This window comes from Jatrophihabitans sp. YIM 134969 (assembly GCF_054456675.1).
The window spans coordinates 33,590-48,432 of sequence record NZ_JBTJEQ010000021.1 but is presented as its reverse complement, the minus strand read 5'-3'; the positions used below and the strand labels follow the sequence as shown (position 1 = coordinate 48,432).

Here is a 14,843-nt window from a genome sequence, read left to right as displayed (position 1 = left end):
CGAACCGCCGGTCGTTGTCGGTGGCCCGCCCTAGCGTGCCGCCATGGCCTTCTGGCAGCTGACGGTCCACGCCGACGACCCGGAACGTCTCGCCGCGTTCTGGGCGGTCGCCCTGGACTACACCGACGTCCCACCGGTCGAGCCCGACACCACCTGGAACCGTCACTACCGCGGCCGGCTCGAGGGTGCGGACCGGTTCACCGACCGCATCTTCGATCCCGAGGGACTGCGCCCGCCGGTGTGGTTCCAACGGCGCAGCGAGCCCGCGGGAGGCGCCGGGCCGACCCAGCTGCACGTCGACGCCTACGTGACCGGCCGCGACGACCGCCTGGACCAGGACGCCCGTGCCGCCCTGGTCGAGGAGCGGGTCGCCCGGCTCGAGGAGCTCGGCGGCGCGGTGGTGCGCCGGACCCGGGCCGACGAGTGGCAGACCTACTGGGTGACGATGACCGATCCCGAGGGTCACGAGTTCTGCGTGGGCTGAGGGTCCTGACCCGATCCGAACCCGACCTTCGCGTCCTGCGATCGGCCCCTGGGTACGGAACTCCCCGTGACGAAGCCGAGGATCGTGGTGAGCGCGGCCGCGGCGGTGGCGGCCGTGGTGCTGCTGGCCGGGTGCACCAGCGGGTCCGACGGTGACGCCGGCCCCACCTCGAGCCCGTCGGCCACCGTGACCGACACGGTGACCGCGACCGACTCGCCACCGACCAGCACCGTCACGACCACGGCATCGGGCGGGTCCACCGGCACCTCGACCGGCACCTCGACCGGCACCTCGACCGGGACCTCCCACTCCGGGTCCGGACCGGGCCTGTGCACCCCGACCGTGATGACGTTCCGGGTCGGTCAGGGCGGGGGAGCGGCGGGCACGTTCTACGTCCCGATCATCGCCACGAACGCCTCGCACCAGCCGTGCGTGACCACCGGCTTCCCGGGCGTGGCCGCGCTCGACGCCTCCGGCAAGCAGATCGCGCAGGCCCAGCGGGAGACCGCGAGCGGCGCGAGCACCCTGGTCGTGCAACCCGGTCAGCAGATCAGCGCCCTGCTGTCGGGGGCCTCGATGGCGCCGGGGATCCCGGAGTGTCCGACCGCGCCGGCGATCCTGTTCACGTTGCCCGACAACACCGACTCGACCCGGCTCGTCGTGGGCCTGCCCGCCTGCAGCGGGGGCGTGGGAGTGCGGGCCTTCGTGCGCGGGACGACCGGGGGCCTGTGACCGTTCCCGTCCTGCCACAGCACGAGCCCAGCCGTCGCACAGCCGACGTGCCTAGCGTGGGCTCATGAGCTCGCCCGTGTCCGGAACACCCGACCCGCGCATCGTGGAGGTGCTGCCCGCCCGCGTCACGCTGGGCGAGGGCGACGGTCGGGCCGGCGGGACCGGGGGCGAGCGGCCCCGCGCCACGGTCTTCACCGGTGAGGTCGGCGAGTTCCGGCGGGGCGATGCCGCCAGCCGGTGGGCGCTCGCCCGCTACCTCGTCGCCCGCACCATCGGCGACGGCGCGGTGCGCGCCCTGCTCGGGGTGGCGGTGCTGTTCGCCGTCCTCACCGTCGTGCTGGCCGTGCTCAGCGCGCCGGTCGTGCTGACGGTGCTGTGCGCCCTGGTCGCCCTGGGCTGGTTCGGCGGCTGGCGCCTCGCCCGCGCGCTGTGGTCACGGCTGTCCGGGGGGCCCGCGCTGGCGCCGGTCCGGCACGAGCTCGACCGGCTGGTCGGTGAGACCCGCCCCGACGTCCGGCGCGAGCTGCGTCGCCTCGGCCTGCCCGCCCACCCCCTCGCCGCGTTCGCCTTCGCCCGCCGCCTCGGCGGGCGCCGCCGCTCCGAGACCACGGCGAAGATGCGCGAGTTCGACGTCGACCGCGTGGTCCCGGCCGACCGGGTCGACCGCGTCGTGCTGCTGCTGGAACGGGTCGAGACCACCCCCGTGTGACAGCCTGACCCCGTGACGAGGGCGGCCGGCACCGGATCGGCCGGCTCGGTGCCGCCGGGCCGCACTCCCACCGCGGGCGCGCCCGACGTCCGCGTCTCGCTGTGGCGCGCCGCCGCCGCGTTCCGGCTCGCCGCGCTCGCCTACCTGGTGATCGTGCACGTGCGGCAACGCGACCGCCTCGAGCACCAGGGCACCGGCGTGGCCGTGCTCGTCCTGGCCGCGGCCGTCACCGCCGTCCTCGTGGCCCTGGTGCTCACCGGACTGCCCCACCGCCCGCGGCGGATCCAGGCGGCGGTCGTCACCCTCGACGCCGTCGTGACCGCCGCGCTCACCCTGGCGACCGTGCTGGTCCAACGGTCCTCGGACTACGGGCCGGGCAACCTGCCGACCGTCACGACCGTCTGGGCGGCCGGGCCGTTGCTGGAGGCGGCGGTCGTCGGCGGCGTCGCCTGGGGAGTCGTCGCGGCGGTCGTCCAGTTCCTCGCGTCGGTGTTCGCCCACGGCACCGGCGGCAACGACTCGCTCGGCGACGGCACCCTCGCCAACGGCGCGATCCTGGTCCTCGCCGGGGCGGCCACCGGCTACGCCGCGAGCGTCGCCGAACGCGGGCAGGACCGGCTGGTCGCCGCCGCCGCCGCCGAGGCGCAGGTCGCCGAACGCGAACGGCTCGCCCGCGACATCCACGACGGCGCCCTGCAGACCCTCGCCCTGCTGCAACGACGACTGCGCGAACCCGTGCCCGACGCCGACCGGGCCGAGCTCGCCGAACTCGCCGGCCGGCAGGAGATCGCCATGCGCTCGCTGCTGACCTCCGGCCCCGCCCCCACCACCGGGGTCGGCACGGACCTGCTGTCCAGGTTGAGACCGCTGGCCGGCACCACGGTCACCGTGAGCGGGCCGGCCACGCCCGTGGTCCTCCCGGCCGAGGTGGTCGACGACGTCGTCGCGGCCGTCGCCGCCGCGTTGGACAACGTCGCGCGGCACGCGGGCGAGGCGGCGAGAGCCTGGGTGTTCGTCGACGACGACGCGGCGGACCTCACGGTCAGCGTGCGCGACGACGGTGTCGGCACCACCCCCGCCCGGCTGGCGGAGGCCGCCACCGGCGGGCGGATCGGCGTGGCGGGTTCGGTCCGCGGCCGGATCGAGGCGTTGGGTGGTCGGGTCGAGCTCTGCACCGCACCCGGCCAGGGCGTCGAGGTGACGCTGCACGTGCCGCGGGAGCGGGCAGGATCGTCCCCGTGACCGACGCCGCCACCCCGCCCGTCCGCGTCATGGTCGTCGACGACCACCCGATCTGGCGTGAGGCCGTCGCGGCCGACCTCGCGGCCGCGGGCTACGACGTCGTCGCCACGGTGGGTGACGGCGACGCCGCGATCCGGGTCACGCCGGCGGTGCGACCCGACGTCGTCCTCATGGACCTGCAGCTGCCCACGACCAGCGGGGTGGAGGCGGCCGGGGCGATCGTCGCCGCCGACCCGTCGGTGCGGGTGCTGATGTTCTCCTCGTCCGGAGAGGACGCCGACGTGCTCGCGGCCGTGACGGCGGGCGCCCGCGGCTACCTGGTGAAGTCGGCCGCCCGCGCGGAACTGCTCGACGCGGTCGCCCGCACGGCCGCCGGCCAGGCGGTCTTCTCACCCGGGCTCGCCGCCCTGGTGCTGGGGGAGTACCGCCGCCTGGCCGACCCGAAGCGCGCCGCGCCGGCCGAGGACACCCCGGTGCTGACCGAGCGCGAGACCGAGATCCTCAAGTACACCGCCAGCGGGATGACCGCGCGGCAGATCGCGGACCGGTTGGTGTTGTCGGTGCGCACGGTGCAGAACCACACCCAGAACACCTTGACCAAGCTGCAGTTGCACAACCGGGTGGAGCTCACCCGCTGGGCGATCGAGCAGGGGATCGCCGACTGAGCGACCCCCCCACCCGGCCCGCGGCCCGTCGCACCGCCGGAGCGACCCGCTCCATCGGCACGAACGACGCGATCGCGATGCAGTGGGGCAGGAAGATGATCGTCACGCCGGCGAAGACCGAGATGTGGAACCCCCACAGCAGCACGGCGACGACTATCCGCGCCCGGTCGGTGCGGGCCAGCAGGAGCAGCAGCGGCGAGCAGAACTCGGCGGTGATCATCGCCCACTGCATCGCCTGCAGCAACGTCGTGTGGTCGATCAACCACCCCGAGAGCGGGGTGGAACGCCGCAGCAGCGCCCGTTCGAGGATCGCGCCGGTGGCCCAGTTCCAGCCACCGAACCGCAGCTTCGCCCACGACGAGAAGAAGTAGGTCAGCACGACCGCCACCTGCACCGACCGCAACGCCCAGCCGGCGGCGGCCGAGCGGGTGGCGTCGCCGGAGCGGGCCCGCCCCACGGTCGGCAGGACGGCGAGGCAGACCAGGTAGGCGACCCGGTCGTGGTCGACCTTGCCGTAGCTCATCGCCACGAGCATCCAGAGCAGGTAGAGCACGGCGACGGCCGTCCCGGACGTGCGGGGCAGGCGCCCGGTCGCCGCGACCAGCGCCGACACCAGCAGCGCGACCAGGACGACGGTGACCGACGCCGTGGTCGGGGTGGGCAGGTGCAGCAGCTGCGACACCCGCAGCGGTTGGTACAGCTCGGACCCCTGCGCGACGTGACCGCGCACCCAGGACTGACCGAGGGCGACGTCGACCGGCACGAACAGGTAGACGAGCACGCGGAACGCGGCGATGCGTCCCAGCGGCACGGGGTCGAACCACCACCGCGCCACCGCGGCCGCTGGCGAGGTCACGTCGCCTCCCCGCTCACGGGGCCTGCCAGGTCGCGAGCCGCACGTCGACGGTCGCCGCGCGCCGGCCGTCGTGCAGGCGGAACTCCCGCCGCACCAGGGTGACCTCGACGACGCCCCGCGCGGCGTGGACGTAGGCCGGGCCGAGCGGGGCGAACGACGCCGGGTCGTGCTCGAAGGTCGACAGCCGCCCCTCGAGTTCGGCCCGTCGCGGCGCGCCCGCGGTGTCGGTGACGTCGACGGTGCGGCCGTCGGCCGTCCGGGCGAGGACGACGGCCTGGATCACCGCGCCGTCCGGGTCGTCGCGGGTGGCGTACATCCGGAACGGACCGAACGGGAAGTCGTGGTCCTGCCCCACCAGCGTGCCGGTGGTCAGCAGGGCCAGCACCGCGCCCGCGGCGACCAGGCGGGACACCCGCGAGCGGCGCGACAGCCCACGCTCGGCGGGTGTCGGCTCCTCGGTGCGGGTGCCGGTCATCGCGGGCGAGTCTGGCACGCCGCGGCCGCCGCGGTGCGGTTACTGCTTCTGGTCGGTGGGGCGGATCAGCACCTCGTTGACGGCCACCCGACGCCCGCGGGTGACGATCCAGCTGACGGCGTCGGCGATGTCCTCGGCCTCGAGACGTTCCATCTCGGCGAAGCGCTTGCGGGAGACCTCCTGCATCTCGGGGCGCAGGTGGTCGGTGAGCTCGGTGGCCACCGCGCCGGGCTCGACCAACGACACCCGCAGGTGACGCTGGGTGAACTCCTGGCGCATGGACTCGGCGAACGCCCCGATGCCGTGCTTGGTGAGGTTGTAGACGCCGCTGTTCTGGCGCGGGACGCGGCCGGCGACGCTGCTGACCAGCACCAGGTCGGCGACCTCGCGCGGGGCCTGCCCGGCCGCCTCGAGCAGGTGCGGCAGCGCCGCGTGGGCGGTGTACAGCAACCCCATCACGTTGAGGTCGACCATCCGCCGCCACTCCTCGACCGGCGCGTCCTCGATCGGGCCGAGCAGCATCACGCCGGCGTTCGCCACCACGGTGTCGAGCCGGCCGAACCGGTCGACCGCCCGGGCCACGGCGTCACGGGCCGCGGCCTCGTCGGTGACGTCGGCCTCGACCACCAACGCCTCGCCGCCGGCCGCGCCGATCCGTCCGGCCAGGTCCTCCAGCCGGTCGCGGCGTCGGGCGACCACGGCCACCTTCGCCCCCTCGGCCGCCAGCGCCAGCGCCGTGGCCTCGCCGATCCCGCTGCTCGCACCGGTCACCAGTGCCGCCGTGCCCTCGAGTCGTGTCACGCCCGACAGCCTGCCCGCCGCGTCGGTCCCCCCACACACCGGCCGTGCTCGGCATGCTGGTCGGCGTGGAGTCCGGGAGCGTCGTCGCGTCCCGGTGGCTCGGCCGGGTGGTGCGCCGCCTCGTGCCCGGCCCCCGCGCCCGGACCCGGCCGCGCGCCACGGTCGTCACCGGCACGGTGTGGCGCGGCGCCGACGACGTCCCGGCGCCCGGCCGGGTCACGATCGGGGTCGACGGCCGGCTGGCGACCGTCGTGCTCGACCGGCCGGGGACCCCGCCACCACCCCCCGACGCCCGCCTGGTCGAGGCGACCTGGATCGGCCCGGCGCTGCTGGACGCGCACGTCCGGCTCCGGTCGGGCGCCGATCTCGACCGGTGGCACGCGGCCGGGCTCGCCGGTGTGCGTGACGCCGGTGGGGTCCTGGCCTTCCCGACCACCGGCGTGGGCGCCGACACCGTCGTCGTGCCGGTGACCGCGCTCACCGACACCGCGCTCGCCGCCCGGCTGTCCCGGCTCGCCGCCGCGGGGGTCCGCGCCGTCACCGTCGACCTCACCACCGGTCCCGACACCGCCGCACGCGTCACCCGGGCGGCCCACGAGGCCGGACTCGCGGTCCTCGCCGAGGCGGTGACCGCCGACCTGGTCGGGCGGGCGCTCGACACGGGCGTCGACGAGTTGCTGCGGGTCCCCGGCGAGCGGTTGTCCGACGCGCTGGTCGAACGCCTCGCCACCGCCGGTCTGCGCGTGACGTCGACCCTGCAGGCCTACTTCTCGGCGGGGCGCGGGCGTGACGCCGCCGCCACCGCCGCCACGCTCGTCCGGGCCGGTGTGCCGTTGCGGTACGGCACCCGCCTGGGTCAGGGCGGCGGCGGCGGAGCGCCCGGGATCGACGCACGGGAGTTGGACCGGCTCGCCGACGCCGGGCTCGGGCGGCTGGGCGCGTTGCGGGCCGCGACCGACGGCGCCGCCGACGTGTTCCCCGGCCGCCGCGGTCGTCTGGTCGTGGGGGAACCCGCCGATCTGGTCGCGCTGACGGCCGATCCGCTGGTCGAACCGCTCGCCTGGCGGACCCCGAGGTTGGTCGTCGTGGGAGGACGGGTCCTCGCCGGTCGCAGCGGCTGACACATACTGGCCCCGATGACCGTCACCCCACCGCCGTCCGCGCCGGTCCCCGGCCCGGAGCCGTCGGACGTCTGGGCGCCGCCCGCCGCGTGGGCGCCACCGCCGCCCGCCGCCCCGCCGGCGAGACCCTGGGTGACCCGCCGCGAGTTGCGGGCGGGGGCGCTGGTCGTGGGCGTGCTGGTCGTGGTCGGCGTGCTGGCCGGGTTCGTGTGGCTGTGGTGGAGCCCGTCGCGGGGGATCGCGCTCGCGCTCGGCCCGCACACCCTGCTGCCCGACGAGACCGAGAACTTCGTCGCGGCCGACGGCCGGTACGCGGTCCTCACCGCCGCGGTCGGCGTGCTGGCCGGGGTCGGCGGCTGGCTGTGGCGTGCGGTCCGCGGGCCGGTGCTGGCGCTCGCCCTGGGCGTCGGGGCGGGCGCCGGGGCCGTGCTCACCGCACTGGTCGGACGTCTGTTCGGCGGCGGGGTGAGCGGCGCGGTGTTCGAGGGGCAGCGCGGCCCGATCGTCACGCCGCACCTGGAACTGCGGGCGACCGGACTGCTCGCCCTCGAGGCGATCGTCGCCCTGTTGATCTACGGGGTGCTGGTCACCGTGTCGGCCCGTGACGACCTCGGCACCGGCGAGGACCCGCCCGACGACGACCCCGACGCGCCGGACGCGTCGGTGTTCCCGCCGGCCTGAGTCCGGCGCGCCGCCCGCGCCGTCCGGACGGCGTCGACCAACAGGTCGGCGTAACGGCCCGGGTCGTCACTGTGCGGGAAGTGACCGGCGCCCTGGAAGACCTCGAAGCGGGCCTGCGGCAGCAGCTTCGACGCGTTGTGGCCGTGGGCCACGGGGATGATCGGGTCGCGGTCACCCCAGACCAGCGTGACCGGGCGATCGCCCGCCAGGAGCAGCTTCGACAACGCGGACACCCGCTGACCCGCGGGGTCGACGACCGAGCGCAGCGTCGACACGAACGCCGCGCGCGCCTCGACGTCGACGAGCGGGCGGACGATCCGCATGACCTCGCCGGCGTCGCGGGGGAGCGGGACCCGGGCCAGTTCGACGGCCTTGAACGCCGCCCCTCCGACCGCCTCGAGCACCCGCATGCCGAGCGTTGCACTGAGCAACCGTATGACCGGGCTCGATCCCGGCAGCGTTGCAGCACGCAACAGTGGGAAGACGTCCGGTCCGAGACCACCTGGTGACTCCAGCACCAGACCCTCGACCCGGTCCGGGTACTGGTACAGGAACTGCATGGCGATGCCGCCACCCAGCGAGTGCCCGACCACGACGACGCTGGTCACCCCGAGGTGGTCGAGCAGGTCGCGCAGGACGTTGGCGTGGGCGCCGAGGGAGTAGTCGGTGCGCGGCTTCGACGATCCGCCGTGGCCGAGCATGTCCACGGCGATCACCGCCGGTCGCCGCCGCGCCGGTACCGCGGCGAGACGGTCGAGCACGGTGGTCCAGGTGCGGCTGCTGTCGCCGATGCCGTGCAGCAGCAACAGGACCGGGCGGTCACCGCCGACCCGGCCGAGCTGCAGGTAACGGATGGTCGTGCCGAGCAGTTCGACGGTGCGGACCTCGGACGGCAACGGGATCTCCGGTCTCAGCTGTCGCTGTGCTCGACGGCGAGCATGCCGTCACTCGCGGGCAGGGTGCGCGTGGCGCGCATGAGGGCGATCTCGCGGCGGAGCATGCCGAGCTCGAGCAGCAGCCGCTCGCGGGCGGAGACGGTCGCGAGCAGGTCGTGGCGCTCGTCGCCGCTGAACAGCGCCACGGTGGCGACGGTCCACGACAACGACTCGCCCGAGCTGGGCAGGTCGAGGTCCTCGAGGGTGAGGTCCTGCAGCGCGGCGACGGTCGAGACGTACCGGTCGAACGCCTCGGTCACGTTGGTCACGAGCGGCTCGGGGACGTCCTCCTCCTCGCGCAGCGGCCGGTCGATCCACTCGATCTCGCCGACCAGGTAGGGGTGGGCGCCGTCGTCGACCAGGCGCAGCAGCCGGAACCGCCGCGAGCCGATCGTGGTGAGGTCGTACCGGCCGTCGGCGAGCGGACGGACGTCCAGCACGCGGGCCGAGGTGCCGATCGTGCGCAGGTCGTCGGTCGTGGCGGCCGGGGTCATGCCGGCGGGCGAGCAGATGCTCACGACGCCGAAGTGCTGGTGGATCGGCTCGGCCGCCTCGACGTCGGCGACCAACTGGCGGTAGCGGGGCTCGAACACGTGCAGGGGAAGCGGCGTGCCGGGGAACAGCGGGCCGGGCAGTGGGAACAGGGCGAGCCGGTCGACCCGGCTCCGGGTGGGGCCGCCGGGCGGCACCGCGCTGTCCACGGGGCCCACGGTAGCCACGATTCCGCGGGGGCGCCCTCACTACGATGGGGTCCCGTGGCAACCCCTGCGTCCGACACCTCCGGCCTGCGCCGCCTCGACCTCACCGGCAACCGGTCGTCGTCCGCGCACCTGCGTCGGGTGCTGCCCCGTGCGGAGCAGGACGTCACCGCGGCTGCGTCGGCCGTCGCCCCGGTCGTCTCCGCCGTCGCGGACCGCGGGTACGCCGGCGCCCGCAGCTACACGCTGGAGTGGGACGGTGTCGACGTCCCCGACCCGCGGGTGCCGCGCGCGGCGCTGACCGAGGCCCTGGCCGGTCTGGACCCGGCCGTGCGGGCCGCGCTCGAGGAGTCGATCGCCCGCGCCCGGACCGTCCACGAGGACCAGCGGCGTGTCGACGTCACCACCGAGGTGGCCCCCGGCGGCACCGTCGCCGAGACCTGGCGCCCGGTCGGACGCGTCGGCCTCTACGTTCCCGGCGGGCGGGCGGTCTACCCGAGCAGCGTCGTCATGAACGTGGTCCCGGCGCAGGTCGCGGGCGTCGGGTCGCTGGTCGTCGCCTCACCGCCCCAGCGCGAGTTCGGCGGCGCCGTGCACCCGACCATCCTCGCCGCCTGCGAACTGCTGGGGGTCGAGGAGGTGTGGGCCATCGGCGGCGCCCAGGCCGTCGCCCTGTTCGCGTACGGCGACGAGGACCTCGACCTCGAGCCGGTCGACCTGGTCACCGGCCCCGGCAACGTCTACGTCACCGCCGCCAAGCGCGCGCTGCGCGGACTCATCGGCGTCGACTCCGAGGCCGGGCCCACCGAGATCGCGATCCTCGCCGACGCGACGGCCGACCCCGAGTACGTCGCCGCCGACCTCATCAGCCAGGCCGAGCACGACGTCGTCGCGGCGTCGGTGCTGGTCACCGACTCGGTCGAGCTCGCCGACGCCGTCGACGTCGAACTGGCCCGGCAGTTCGCCGCCACCAAGCACCTGGACCGTGTCCGGGAGGCGTTGTCCGGCTCGCAGTCGGCGACGATCCTCGTGCGCGACCTCGAGCAGGGTCTGGCGGTGGTCGACGCCTACGCGGCCGAACACCTCGAGGTCATGACGGCCGACGCTCCCGCGGTCGCCGCGCAGGTGCGCAACGGCGGCGCCATCTTCGTCGGCGACCACGCCCCGGTCTCGCTCGGTGACTACTGCGCAGGGTCGAACCACGTGCTGCCCACCGGAGGCTCGGCCCGGTTCGCGTCAGGGTTGTCGGTGCAGACGTTCCTGCGCGGCATCCACGTCGTCGACTACGACGCCGCCGCGCTGGCCGAGGTCGGCCCGCACGTCATCGCGCTGGCCGAGGCCGAGGACCTGCCCTCGCACGGTGCGGCGGTCGCGGTCCGCCTCGCCCGGAGGGGCTAGTGGACCGCTCTGCCGGCGCGGCGCTGCCGCTGCGGGAGGAACTGCGCGGCGAGGTCCCGTACGGCGCTCCGCAGCTGGACGTCGAGGTCGTCCTCAACACCAATGAGAACCCCTACCCGCCGTCCGCGGCGATGGTCGCGGACCTCGCGGCCGGCGTCGCGGCCGCCGCGGGCGGGCTCAACCGCTACCCCGACCGTGAGGCTGCGGCGCTGCGGGCCGGACTCGCCCGCTACCTCGACGGCGACGGCGGACAGGGCCTGACGGCGGCAGAGGTGTGGGCGGCCAACGGGTCCAACGAGATCATGCAGCAACTGCTGCAGGCGTTCGGTGGTCCCGGCCGCACGGCGTTGAGCTTCGCGCCGACCTACTCGATGTATCCGGAGTACGCGCGCAACACCGCCACCCGGTGGGTGTCCGGGCGCCGGGCCGAGGACTGGACCCTCGACCTGCCGTCGGCCTTGGCCCTCATCGAGGCCGAGCGGCCCTCGGTCGTGTTCCTCACCTCGCCGAACAACCCGACCGGCACGGCGCTGCCGCTGGCGCACGTCGAGGCCGTGTGCGAGGCGGCGCCGGGGATCGTGATCGTCGACGAGGCCTACGCCGAGTTCCGGCGGGCGGGCACCCCGAGCGCGCTGTCGTTGCTGCCCCGGTTCGAGCGGCTGGTCGTGACCCGCACGATGAGCAAGGCGTTCGCGCTGGCCGGTGGGCGGGTCGGGTACCTCGCGGCATCGGCCGAACTCGTCGACGCGGTGCGGATCGTGCGCCTGCCGTACCACCTGTCCACCGTCACGCAGGTCACGGCGTCGACAGCGTTGCAGCATGCACCGGAACTGCTGGCGCGGGTCGACGACCTGCGCCGTGAACGCGACGACCTGGTCGTGTGGCTGCGCGGGCGGGGCCTGCGCGCCGCGGACTCCGACGCCAACTTCGTGCTGTTCGGGACCTTCGACGACCGGCACGCGGTGTGGGAGGCGTTGCTCGCGCGGGGCGTGCTGATCCGGGAGACTGGACCCGACGGCTGGCTGCGGGTGTCGGTCGGCACGCCCGAGGAGATGGCCGCGTTCCGCGCGGCCCTGACCGCAGTTCTGGAGTCCCCATGAGCAGGACCGGCCGCGTCGACCGTGTGACGGGCGAGACCAAGGTGCTGGTCGAGATCGACCTCGACGGCACGGGTCGCACCGACATCCGCACCGGGGTCGGCTTCTACGACCACATGCTGACCTCCTTCGGCAAGCACGGGCTGTTCGACCTCACCGTGCAGGTCGACGGTGACCTGCACATCGACGCGCACCACACCGTCGAGGACGCCGCGATCGCGCTCGGCCAGGCGTTCCGCGAGGCCCTCGGCGACAAGTCCGGCATCCGCCGCTTCGGCGACGCCCTCATCCCGATGGACGAGGTGCTGGTGCAGGCGGCGGTCGACCTCTCGGGCCGTCCCTACTGCGTGCACCGCGAGCCCGACGGCGCGCCGCCGACCATCGGTCCGGACTACGCGACCACCCTGACCCGCCACGTCTTCGAGTCCTTCGTGTTCCACGCGCAGATCGCGGCGCACATCGTCGTGCACAGCGGCCGCGACTGGCACCACGTCACCGAGGCCCAGTACAAGGCGCTGGCGCGGGCGTTGCGCGCCGCGGCCGAACTCGACCCGCGCGTCACGGGCGTCCCGTCCACGAAGGGCGTGCTCTGAGTTGAGCAGTCGCGTGGTCGTCCTCGACTACGGCTCCGGCAACATCCGTTCCGCCCACCGCGCCCTGGAGCGCGCCGGGGCCGAGGTCACGGTCACCGCCGACCGGGCCGCCGCGGTGGCCGCCGACGGTCTGGTCATCCCCGGTGTCGGCGCGTACGCCGCCTGCATGGCGGGGCTCGAGGCCGTCGACGCCCGGGCGGTGCTGGCCGAACGGCTGGGCGCGGGTGCGCCGGTGCTGGGCATCTGTGTCGGCATGCAGGTGCTGTTCGACTCCGGTGTCGAGCACGGTGAACAGACCGCCGGCCTCGGTGCCGTCGGTGGGTCGGTCACCCCGCTCGCCGCGCCGGTGGTACCGCACATGGGCTGGAACACCGTTGCAGCGGGCAACGGTTCGGTGCTGTTCGACGGTCTGCCCGCTGAGACCCGTTTCTACTTCGTGCACTCCTACGCCGCCCACACCGCGGCCGCCGAGATCGTCACGACCACCACCTACGGCGAGACGTTCGTCAGCGCGGTCGAGTCCGGGGTGCTCGCCGCGACCCAGTTCCACCCCGAGAAGTCCGGCGACGCCGGTGCGCACCTGCTGGAGAACTGGGTGAAGAGTCTGTGACAGAGGCAAATTCTGTGTCTTCTTGCGTCGTGACGCTGCAGGAGTACACGAAATCCGGTCGTGAGGGGTCGTCGTGACGTTGGAGCTGCTGCCGGCCGTCGACGTCGCCGACGGTCAGGCCGTCCGCCTCGTCCAGGGCGAAGCCGGGAGCGAGACCACCTACGGCGAGCCGCTGGCGGCCGCGTTGGCCTGGCAGGAGGGCGGGGCGGAGTGGATCCACCTCGTCGACCTCGACGCCGCGTTCGGTCGCGGGAGCAACGCCGAACTCCTCGCCGAGGTCGTCGGCGCGTTGGACGTGAAGGTCGAGCTGTCCGGCGGCATCCGCGACGACGCATCGTTGCAGCGTGCACTGTCGACCGGCTGCACGCGGGTCAACGTGGGCACCGCCGCGCTGGAGCAGCCGGACTGGGTGCGCAAGGCGATCGCCGAGCACGGCGACCGGGTGGCCGTCGGGCTCGACGTCCGCGGCACCACCCTCGCCGCGCGCGGCTGGACCCGCGACGCCGGTGACCTGTGGGAGGCGGTCGAACGCCTCGACGCCGACGGCTGCACCCGGTACGTCGTCACCGACGTCCGCCGCGACGGCACGCTCACCGGCCCCAACCTCGAGCTGCTCGAGCAGATGTTGCAGCGCACGAGGGCCGCGGTGGTCGCCAGCGGCGGGGTGTCCTCGCTCGAGGACCTGCGCGAGATCGCCGCGGTGCGCCTGTTCGAGCCGTCGGGGGCGGCGCGACGCGTCGAGGGCGCGATCGTCGGCAAGGCGCTCTACGCCGGCGCGTTCACGCTCCCCGAGGCCCTCGCCGCCGTGGCGGCGGTGCCGGACGCACCGGGGTCCGGCGGCGGGTTCGGCTCGTTCTGATGGCCACCACCGCCGAGTGGGTGAACGGCGCCCGCCCCCGCACCCTGTTCATGGCGCTCGCGCCGGTCGCGGCCGGCACCGGCGTCGCGGCCGCCGCGTCGTCCGCCGAGGCCGGGCCGGCGCTGCTCGCCCTCGTCGTCGCCCTCGCCCTGCAGGTCGGCGTCAACTACGCCAACGACTACTCCGACGGCGTCCGCGGCACCGACGCCGACCGCGTCGGCCCGCAACGCCTGGTCGGTTCCGGCGCCGCGCCACCGCGCGCGGTGCTGGCCGCGGCGTTGCTGAGCTTCCTCGTCGCGGGAGTCGCCGGTCTCGCGCTCGCCGCGCTGTCGAGCTGGTGGTTGGTGGCCGTCGGAGTCGTCGCCATCGCGGCCGCGTGGGCGTACACCGGCACCTCGAAGCCCTACGGCTACCGCGCGCTGGGCGAGGTCGCGGTGTTCGTGTTCTTCGGGCTCGTCGCCGTCGTCGGCACCGCGTTCGTGCAGGTCGACCGCATCACCGCCCTGGCCGTGGCCGTGGCGGTTCCGGTCGGCATGCTGGCGTGCGCGTTGCTGGTGGCCAACAACGTCCGTGACATCCCGGGTGACTCGGTGGTCGGCAAGCGCACGCTGGCCGTCCGCCTCGGGCAACGACACGCCCGGCTGCTGTACGCGGTCCTGGTCGTGGTGCCGTTCGCCTGGGCCGTGTTCGTGGCGCTGGGGCTCTCCTCGTTCTGGCCGCTGCTGGCCCTGCTCGCCCTGCCGCTGCTCCCAGTCGCGCTGCGCCCGGTCGTGACCGGCAAGCGCGGGCCCGAGCTCATCCCGACCCTCCAGCACACCGGCCAGCTCACGCTCGCTTACGCGGTGCTGCTCGGCTTGGGCGTGGGCCTCACCGCGCTCTGAACCTCC

The 14,843-nt window shown here is 74.6% G+C and carries 18 protein-coding genes; 13 read left to right on the top strand and 5 right to left on the bottom strand.

All coding sequences use genetic code 11. From position 1 onward, the window contains the following. Positions 1-43 precede the first annotated feature (43 nt). From ACXR2U_RS12845 to ACXR2U_RS12825, 5 genes are all read left to right on the top strand, one after another. The gene (locus ACXR2U_RS12845; RefSeq protein ID WP_458825437.1) at positions 44-484 is read left to right on the top strand and encodes a VOC family protein; all 441 of its coding nucleotides are present in this window, start codon (positions 44-46) and stop codon (positions 482-484) included. Positions 485-550: 66 nt separating this feature from the next. Next, positions 551-1,216 carry a DUF4232 domain-containing protein gene (locus ACXR2U_RS12840; protein ID WP_458825436.1) on the top strand — a complete coding sequence of 222 codons (666 nt, stop codon included), beginning with the start codon at positions 551-553 and terminating at the stop codon, positions 1,214-1,216. Between the two features lie 64 nt (positions 1,217-1,280). Then, complete coding sequence (locus tag ACXR2U_RS12835) at positions 1,281-1,925, top strand: hypothetical protein (RefSeq protein WP_458825435.1); 645 nt, start codon at positions 1,281-1,283, stop codon at positions 1,923-1,925. A gap of 12 nt (positions 1,926-1,937) precedes the next feature. Further along, positions 1,938-3,167: a MacS family sensor histidine kinase gene (gene macS, locus ACXR2U_RS12830; protein ID WP_458825434.1), complete on the top strand. Its 1,230-nt coding sequence runs from the start codon at positions 1,938-1,940 to the stop codon at positions 3,165-3,167. A 29-nt stretch (positions 3,168-3,196) separates the two neighbouring features. Beyond that, complete coding sequence (locus ACXR2U_RS12825; protein WP_458825466.1) at positions 3,197-3,832, top strand: response regulator; 636 nt, start codon at positions 3,197-3,199, stop codon at positions 3,830-3,832. On the opposite strand, the gene ACXR2U_RS12820 is transcribed toward ACXR2U_RS12825, so the two are convergent. From ACXR2U_RS12820 to ACXR2U_RS12810, 3 genes are read right to left on the bottom strand one after another with little or no spacing between them, the layout of a single operon-like run. Continuing rightward, on the bottom strand, positions 3,795-4,688 hold the full coding sequence (locus ACXR2U_RS12820; protein ID WP_458825433.1) for an HTTM domain-containing protein: 894 nt from the start codon (positions 4,686-4,688) through the stop codon (positions 3,795-3,797). The genes ACXR2U_RS12825 and ACXR2U_RS12820 overlap by 38 nt on opposite strands. A 13-nt stretch (positions 4,689-4,701) precedes the next feature. Continuing rightward, positions 4,702-5,163 carry a hypothetical protein gene (locus ACXR2U_RS12815; protein ID WP_458825432.1) on the bottom strand — a complete coding sequence of 154 codons (462 nt, stop codon included), beginning with the start codon at positions 5,161-5,163 and terminating at the stop codon, positions 4,702-4,704. Between the two features lie 39 nt (positions 5,164-5,202). Continuing rightward, positions 5,203-5,964: an SDR family NAD(P)-dependent oxidoreductase gene (locus ACXR2U_RS12810; RefSeq protein ID WP_458825431.1), complete on the bottom strand. Its 762-nt coding sequence runs from the start codon at positions 5,962-5,964 to the stop codon at positions 5,203-5,205. A gap of 44 nt (positions 5,965-6,008) precedes the next feature. On the opposite strand from ACXR2U_RS12810, the gene ACXR2U_RS12805 reads away from it, so the two are divergent. Beyond that, positions 6,009-7,085: a hypothetical protein gene (locus ACXR2U_RS12805; RefSeq protein ID WP_458825430.1), complete on the top strand. Its 1,077-nt coding sequence runs from the start codon at positions 6,009-6,011 to the stop codon at positions 7,083-7,085. Positions 7,086-7,100: 15 nt separating this feature from the next. Next, positions 7,101-7,766 carry a hypothetical protein gene (locus ACXR2U_RS12800; protein ID WP_458825429.1) on the top strand — a complete coding sequence of 222 codons (666 nt, stop codon included), beginning with the start codon at positions 7,101-7,103 and terminating at the stop codon, positions 7,764-7,766. Here the strand turns inward: ACXR2U_RS12800 and ACXR2U_RS12795 are convergent. Both ACXR2U_RS12795 and ACXR2U_RS12790 read right to left on the bottom strand, forming a co-directional pair. Continuing rightward, positions 7,658-8,662 carry an alpha/beta fold hydrolase gene (locus ACXR2U_RS12795; protein ID WP_458825428.1) on the bottom strand — a complete coding sequence of 335 codons (1,005 nt, stop codon included), beginning with the start codon at positions 8,660-8,662 and terminating at the stop codon, positions 7,658-7,660. The genes ACXR2U_RS12800 and ACXR2U_RS12795 overlap by 109 nt on opposite strands. 14 nt (positions 8,663-8,676) lie before the next feature. After that, positions 8,677-9,402 carry an LON peptidase substrate-binding domain-containing protein gene (locus tag ACXR2U_RS12790; RefSeq protein ID WP_458825427.1) on the bottom strand — a complete coding sequence of 242 codons (726 nt, stop codon included), beginning with the start codon at positions 9,400-9,402 and terminating at the stop codon, positions 8,677-8,679. Positions 9,403-9,456: 54 nt separating this feature from the next. On the opposite strand from ACXR2U_RS12790, the gene hisD reads away from it, so the two are divergent. The 6 genes from hisD to ACXR2U_RS12760 all read left to right on the top strand — a co-directional run bounded on the left by hisD (position 9,457) and on the right by ACXR2U_RS12760 (position 14,837). Then, positions 9,457-10,797 carry a histidinol dehydrogenase gene (gene hisD / locus ACXR2U_RS12785; protein WP_458825426.1) on the top strand — a complete coding sequence of 447 codons (1,341 nt, stop codon included), beginning with the start codon at positions 9,457-9,459 and terminating at the stop codon, positions 10,795-10,797. Continuing rightward, a complete protein-coding gene (locus ACXR2U_RS12780; protein WP_458825425.1) occupies positions 10,797-11,897 on the top strand; it encodes a histidinol-phosphate transaminase in 1,101 nt (366 codons plus the stop codon). The genes hisD and ACXR2U_RS12780 overlap by 1 nt, the downstream gene beginning before the upstream one ends. Next, positions 11,894-12,487, top strand: a complete 594-nt coding sequence (gene hisB, locus ACXR2U_RS12775; protein ID WP_458825424.1) for an imidazoleglycerol-phosphate dehydratase HisB — start codon at positions 11,894-11,896, stop codon at positions 12,485-12,487. Before ACXR2U_RS12780 ends, hisB begins: the two co-directional genes overlap by 4 nt. A gap of 1 nt (position 12,488) precedes the next feature. Continuing rightward, complete coding sequence (gene hisH / locus ACXR2U_RS12770; protein WP_458825423.1) at positions 12,489-13,097, top strand: imidazole glycerol phosphate synthase subunit HisH; 609 nt, start codon at positions 12,489-12,491, stop codon at positions 13,095-13,097. A 73-nt stretch (positions 13,098-13,170) separates the two neighbouring features. Continuing rightward, positions 13,171-13,956, top strand: coding sequence for a bifunctional 1-(5-phosphoribosyl)-5-((5-phosphoribosylamino)methylideneamino)imidazole-4-carboxamide isomerase/phosphoribosylanthranilate isomerase PriA (gene priA, locus ACXR2U_RS12765; RefSeq protein ID WP_458825422.1), 786 nt, complete (start codon positions 13,171-13,173; stop codon positions 13,954-13,956). Continuing rightward, a complete protein-coding gene (locus ACXR2U_RS12760; RefSeq protein ID WP_458825421.1) occupies positions 13,956-14,837 on the top strand; it encodes a 1,4-dihydroxy-2-naphthoate polyprenyltransferase in 882 nt (293 codons plus the stop codon). The genes priA and ACXR2U_RS12760 overlap by 1 nt, the downstream gene beginning before the upstream one ends. The last annotated feature ends 6 nt before the right edge of the window (positions 14,838-14,843 follow it).

Bases quoted from the DNA above. Each gene is read 5' to 3' on its own strand.
- ACXR2U_RS12845 (WP_458825437.1), top strand. From the start codon at position 44: ATGGCCTTCTGGCAGCTGACGGTCCACGCCGACGACCCGGAACGTCTC.
- ACXR2U_RS12835 (WP_458825435.1), top strand. From the start codon at position 1,281: ATGAGCTCGCCCGTGTCCGGAACACCCGACCCGCGCATCGTGGAGGTG.
- ACXR2U_RS12825 (WP_458825466.1), top strand. From the start codon at position 3,197: ATGGTCGTCGACGACCACCCGATCTGGCGTGAGGCCGTCGCGGCCGAC.
- ACXR2U_RS12815 (WP_458825432.1), bottom strand. From the start codon at position 5,163: ATGACCGGCACCCGCACCGAGGAGCCGACACCCGCCGAGCGTGGGCTG.
- ACXR2U_RS12800 (WP_458825429.1), top strand. From the start codon at position 7,101: ATGACCGTCACCCCACCGCCGTCCGCGCCGGTCCCCGGCCCGGAGCCG.
- hisB (WP_458825424.1), top strand. From the start codon at position 11,894: ATGAGCAGGACCGGCCGCGTCGACCGTGTGACGGGCGAGACCAAGGTG.
- ACXR2U_RS12760 (WP_458825421.1), top strand. From the start codon at position 13,956: ATGGCCACCACCGCCGAGTGGGTGAACGGCGCCCGCCCCCGCACCCTG.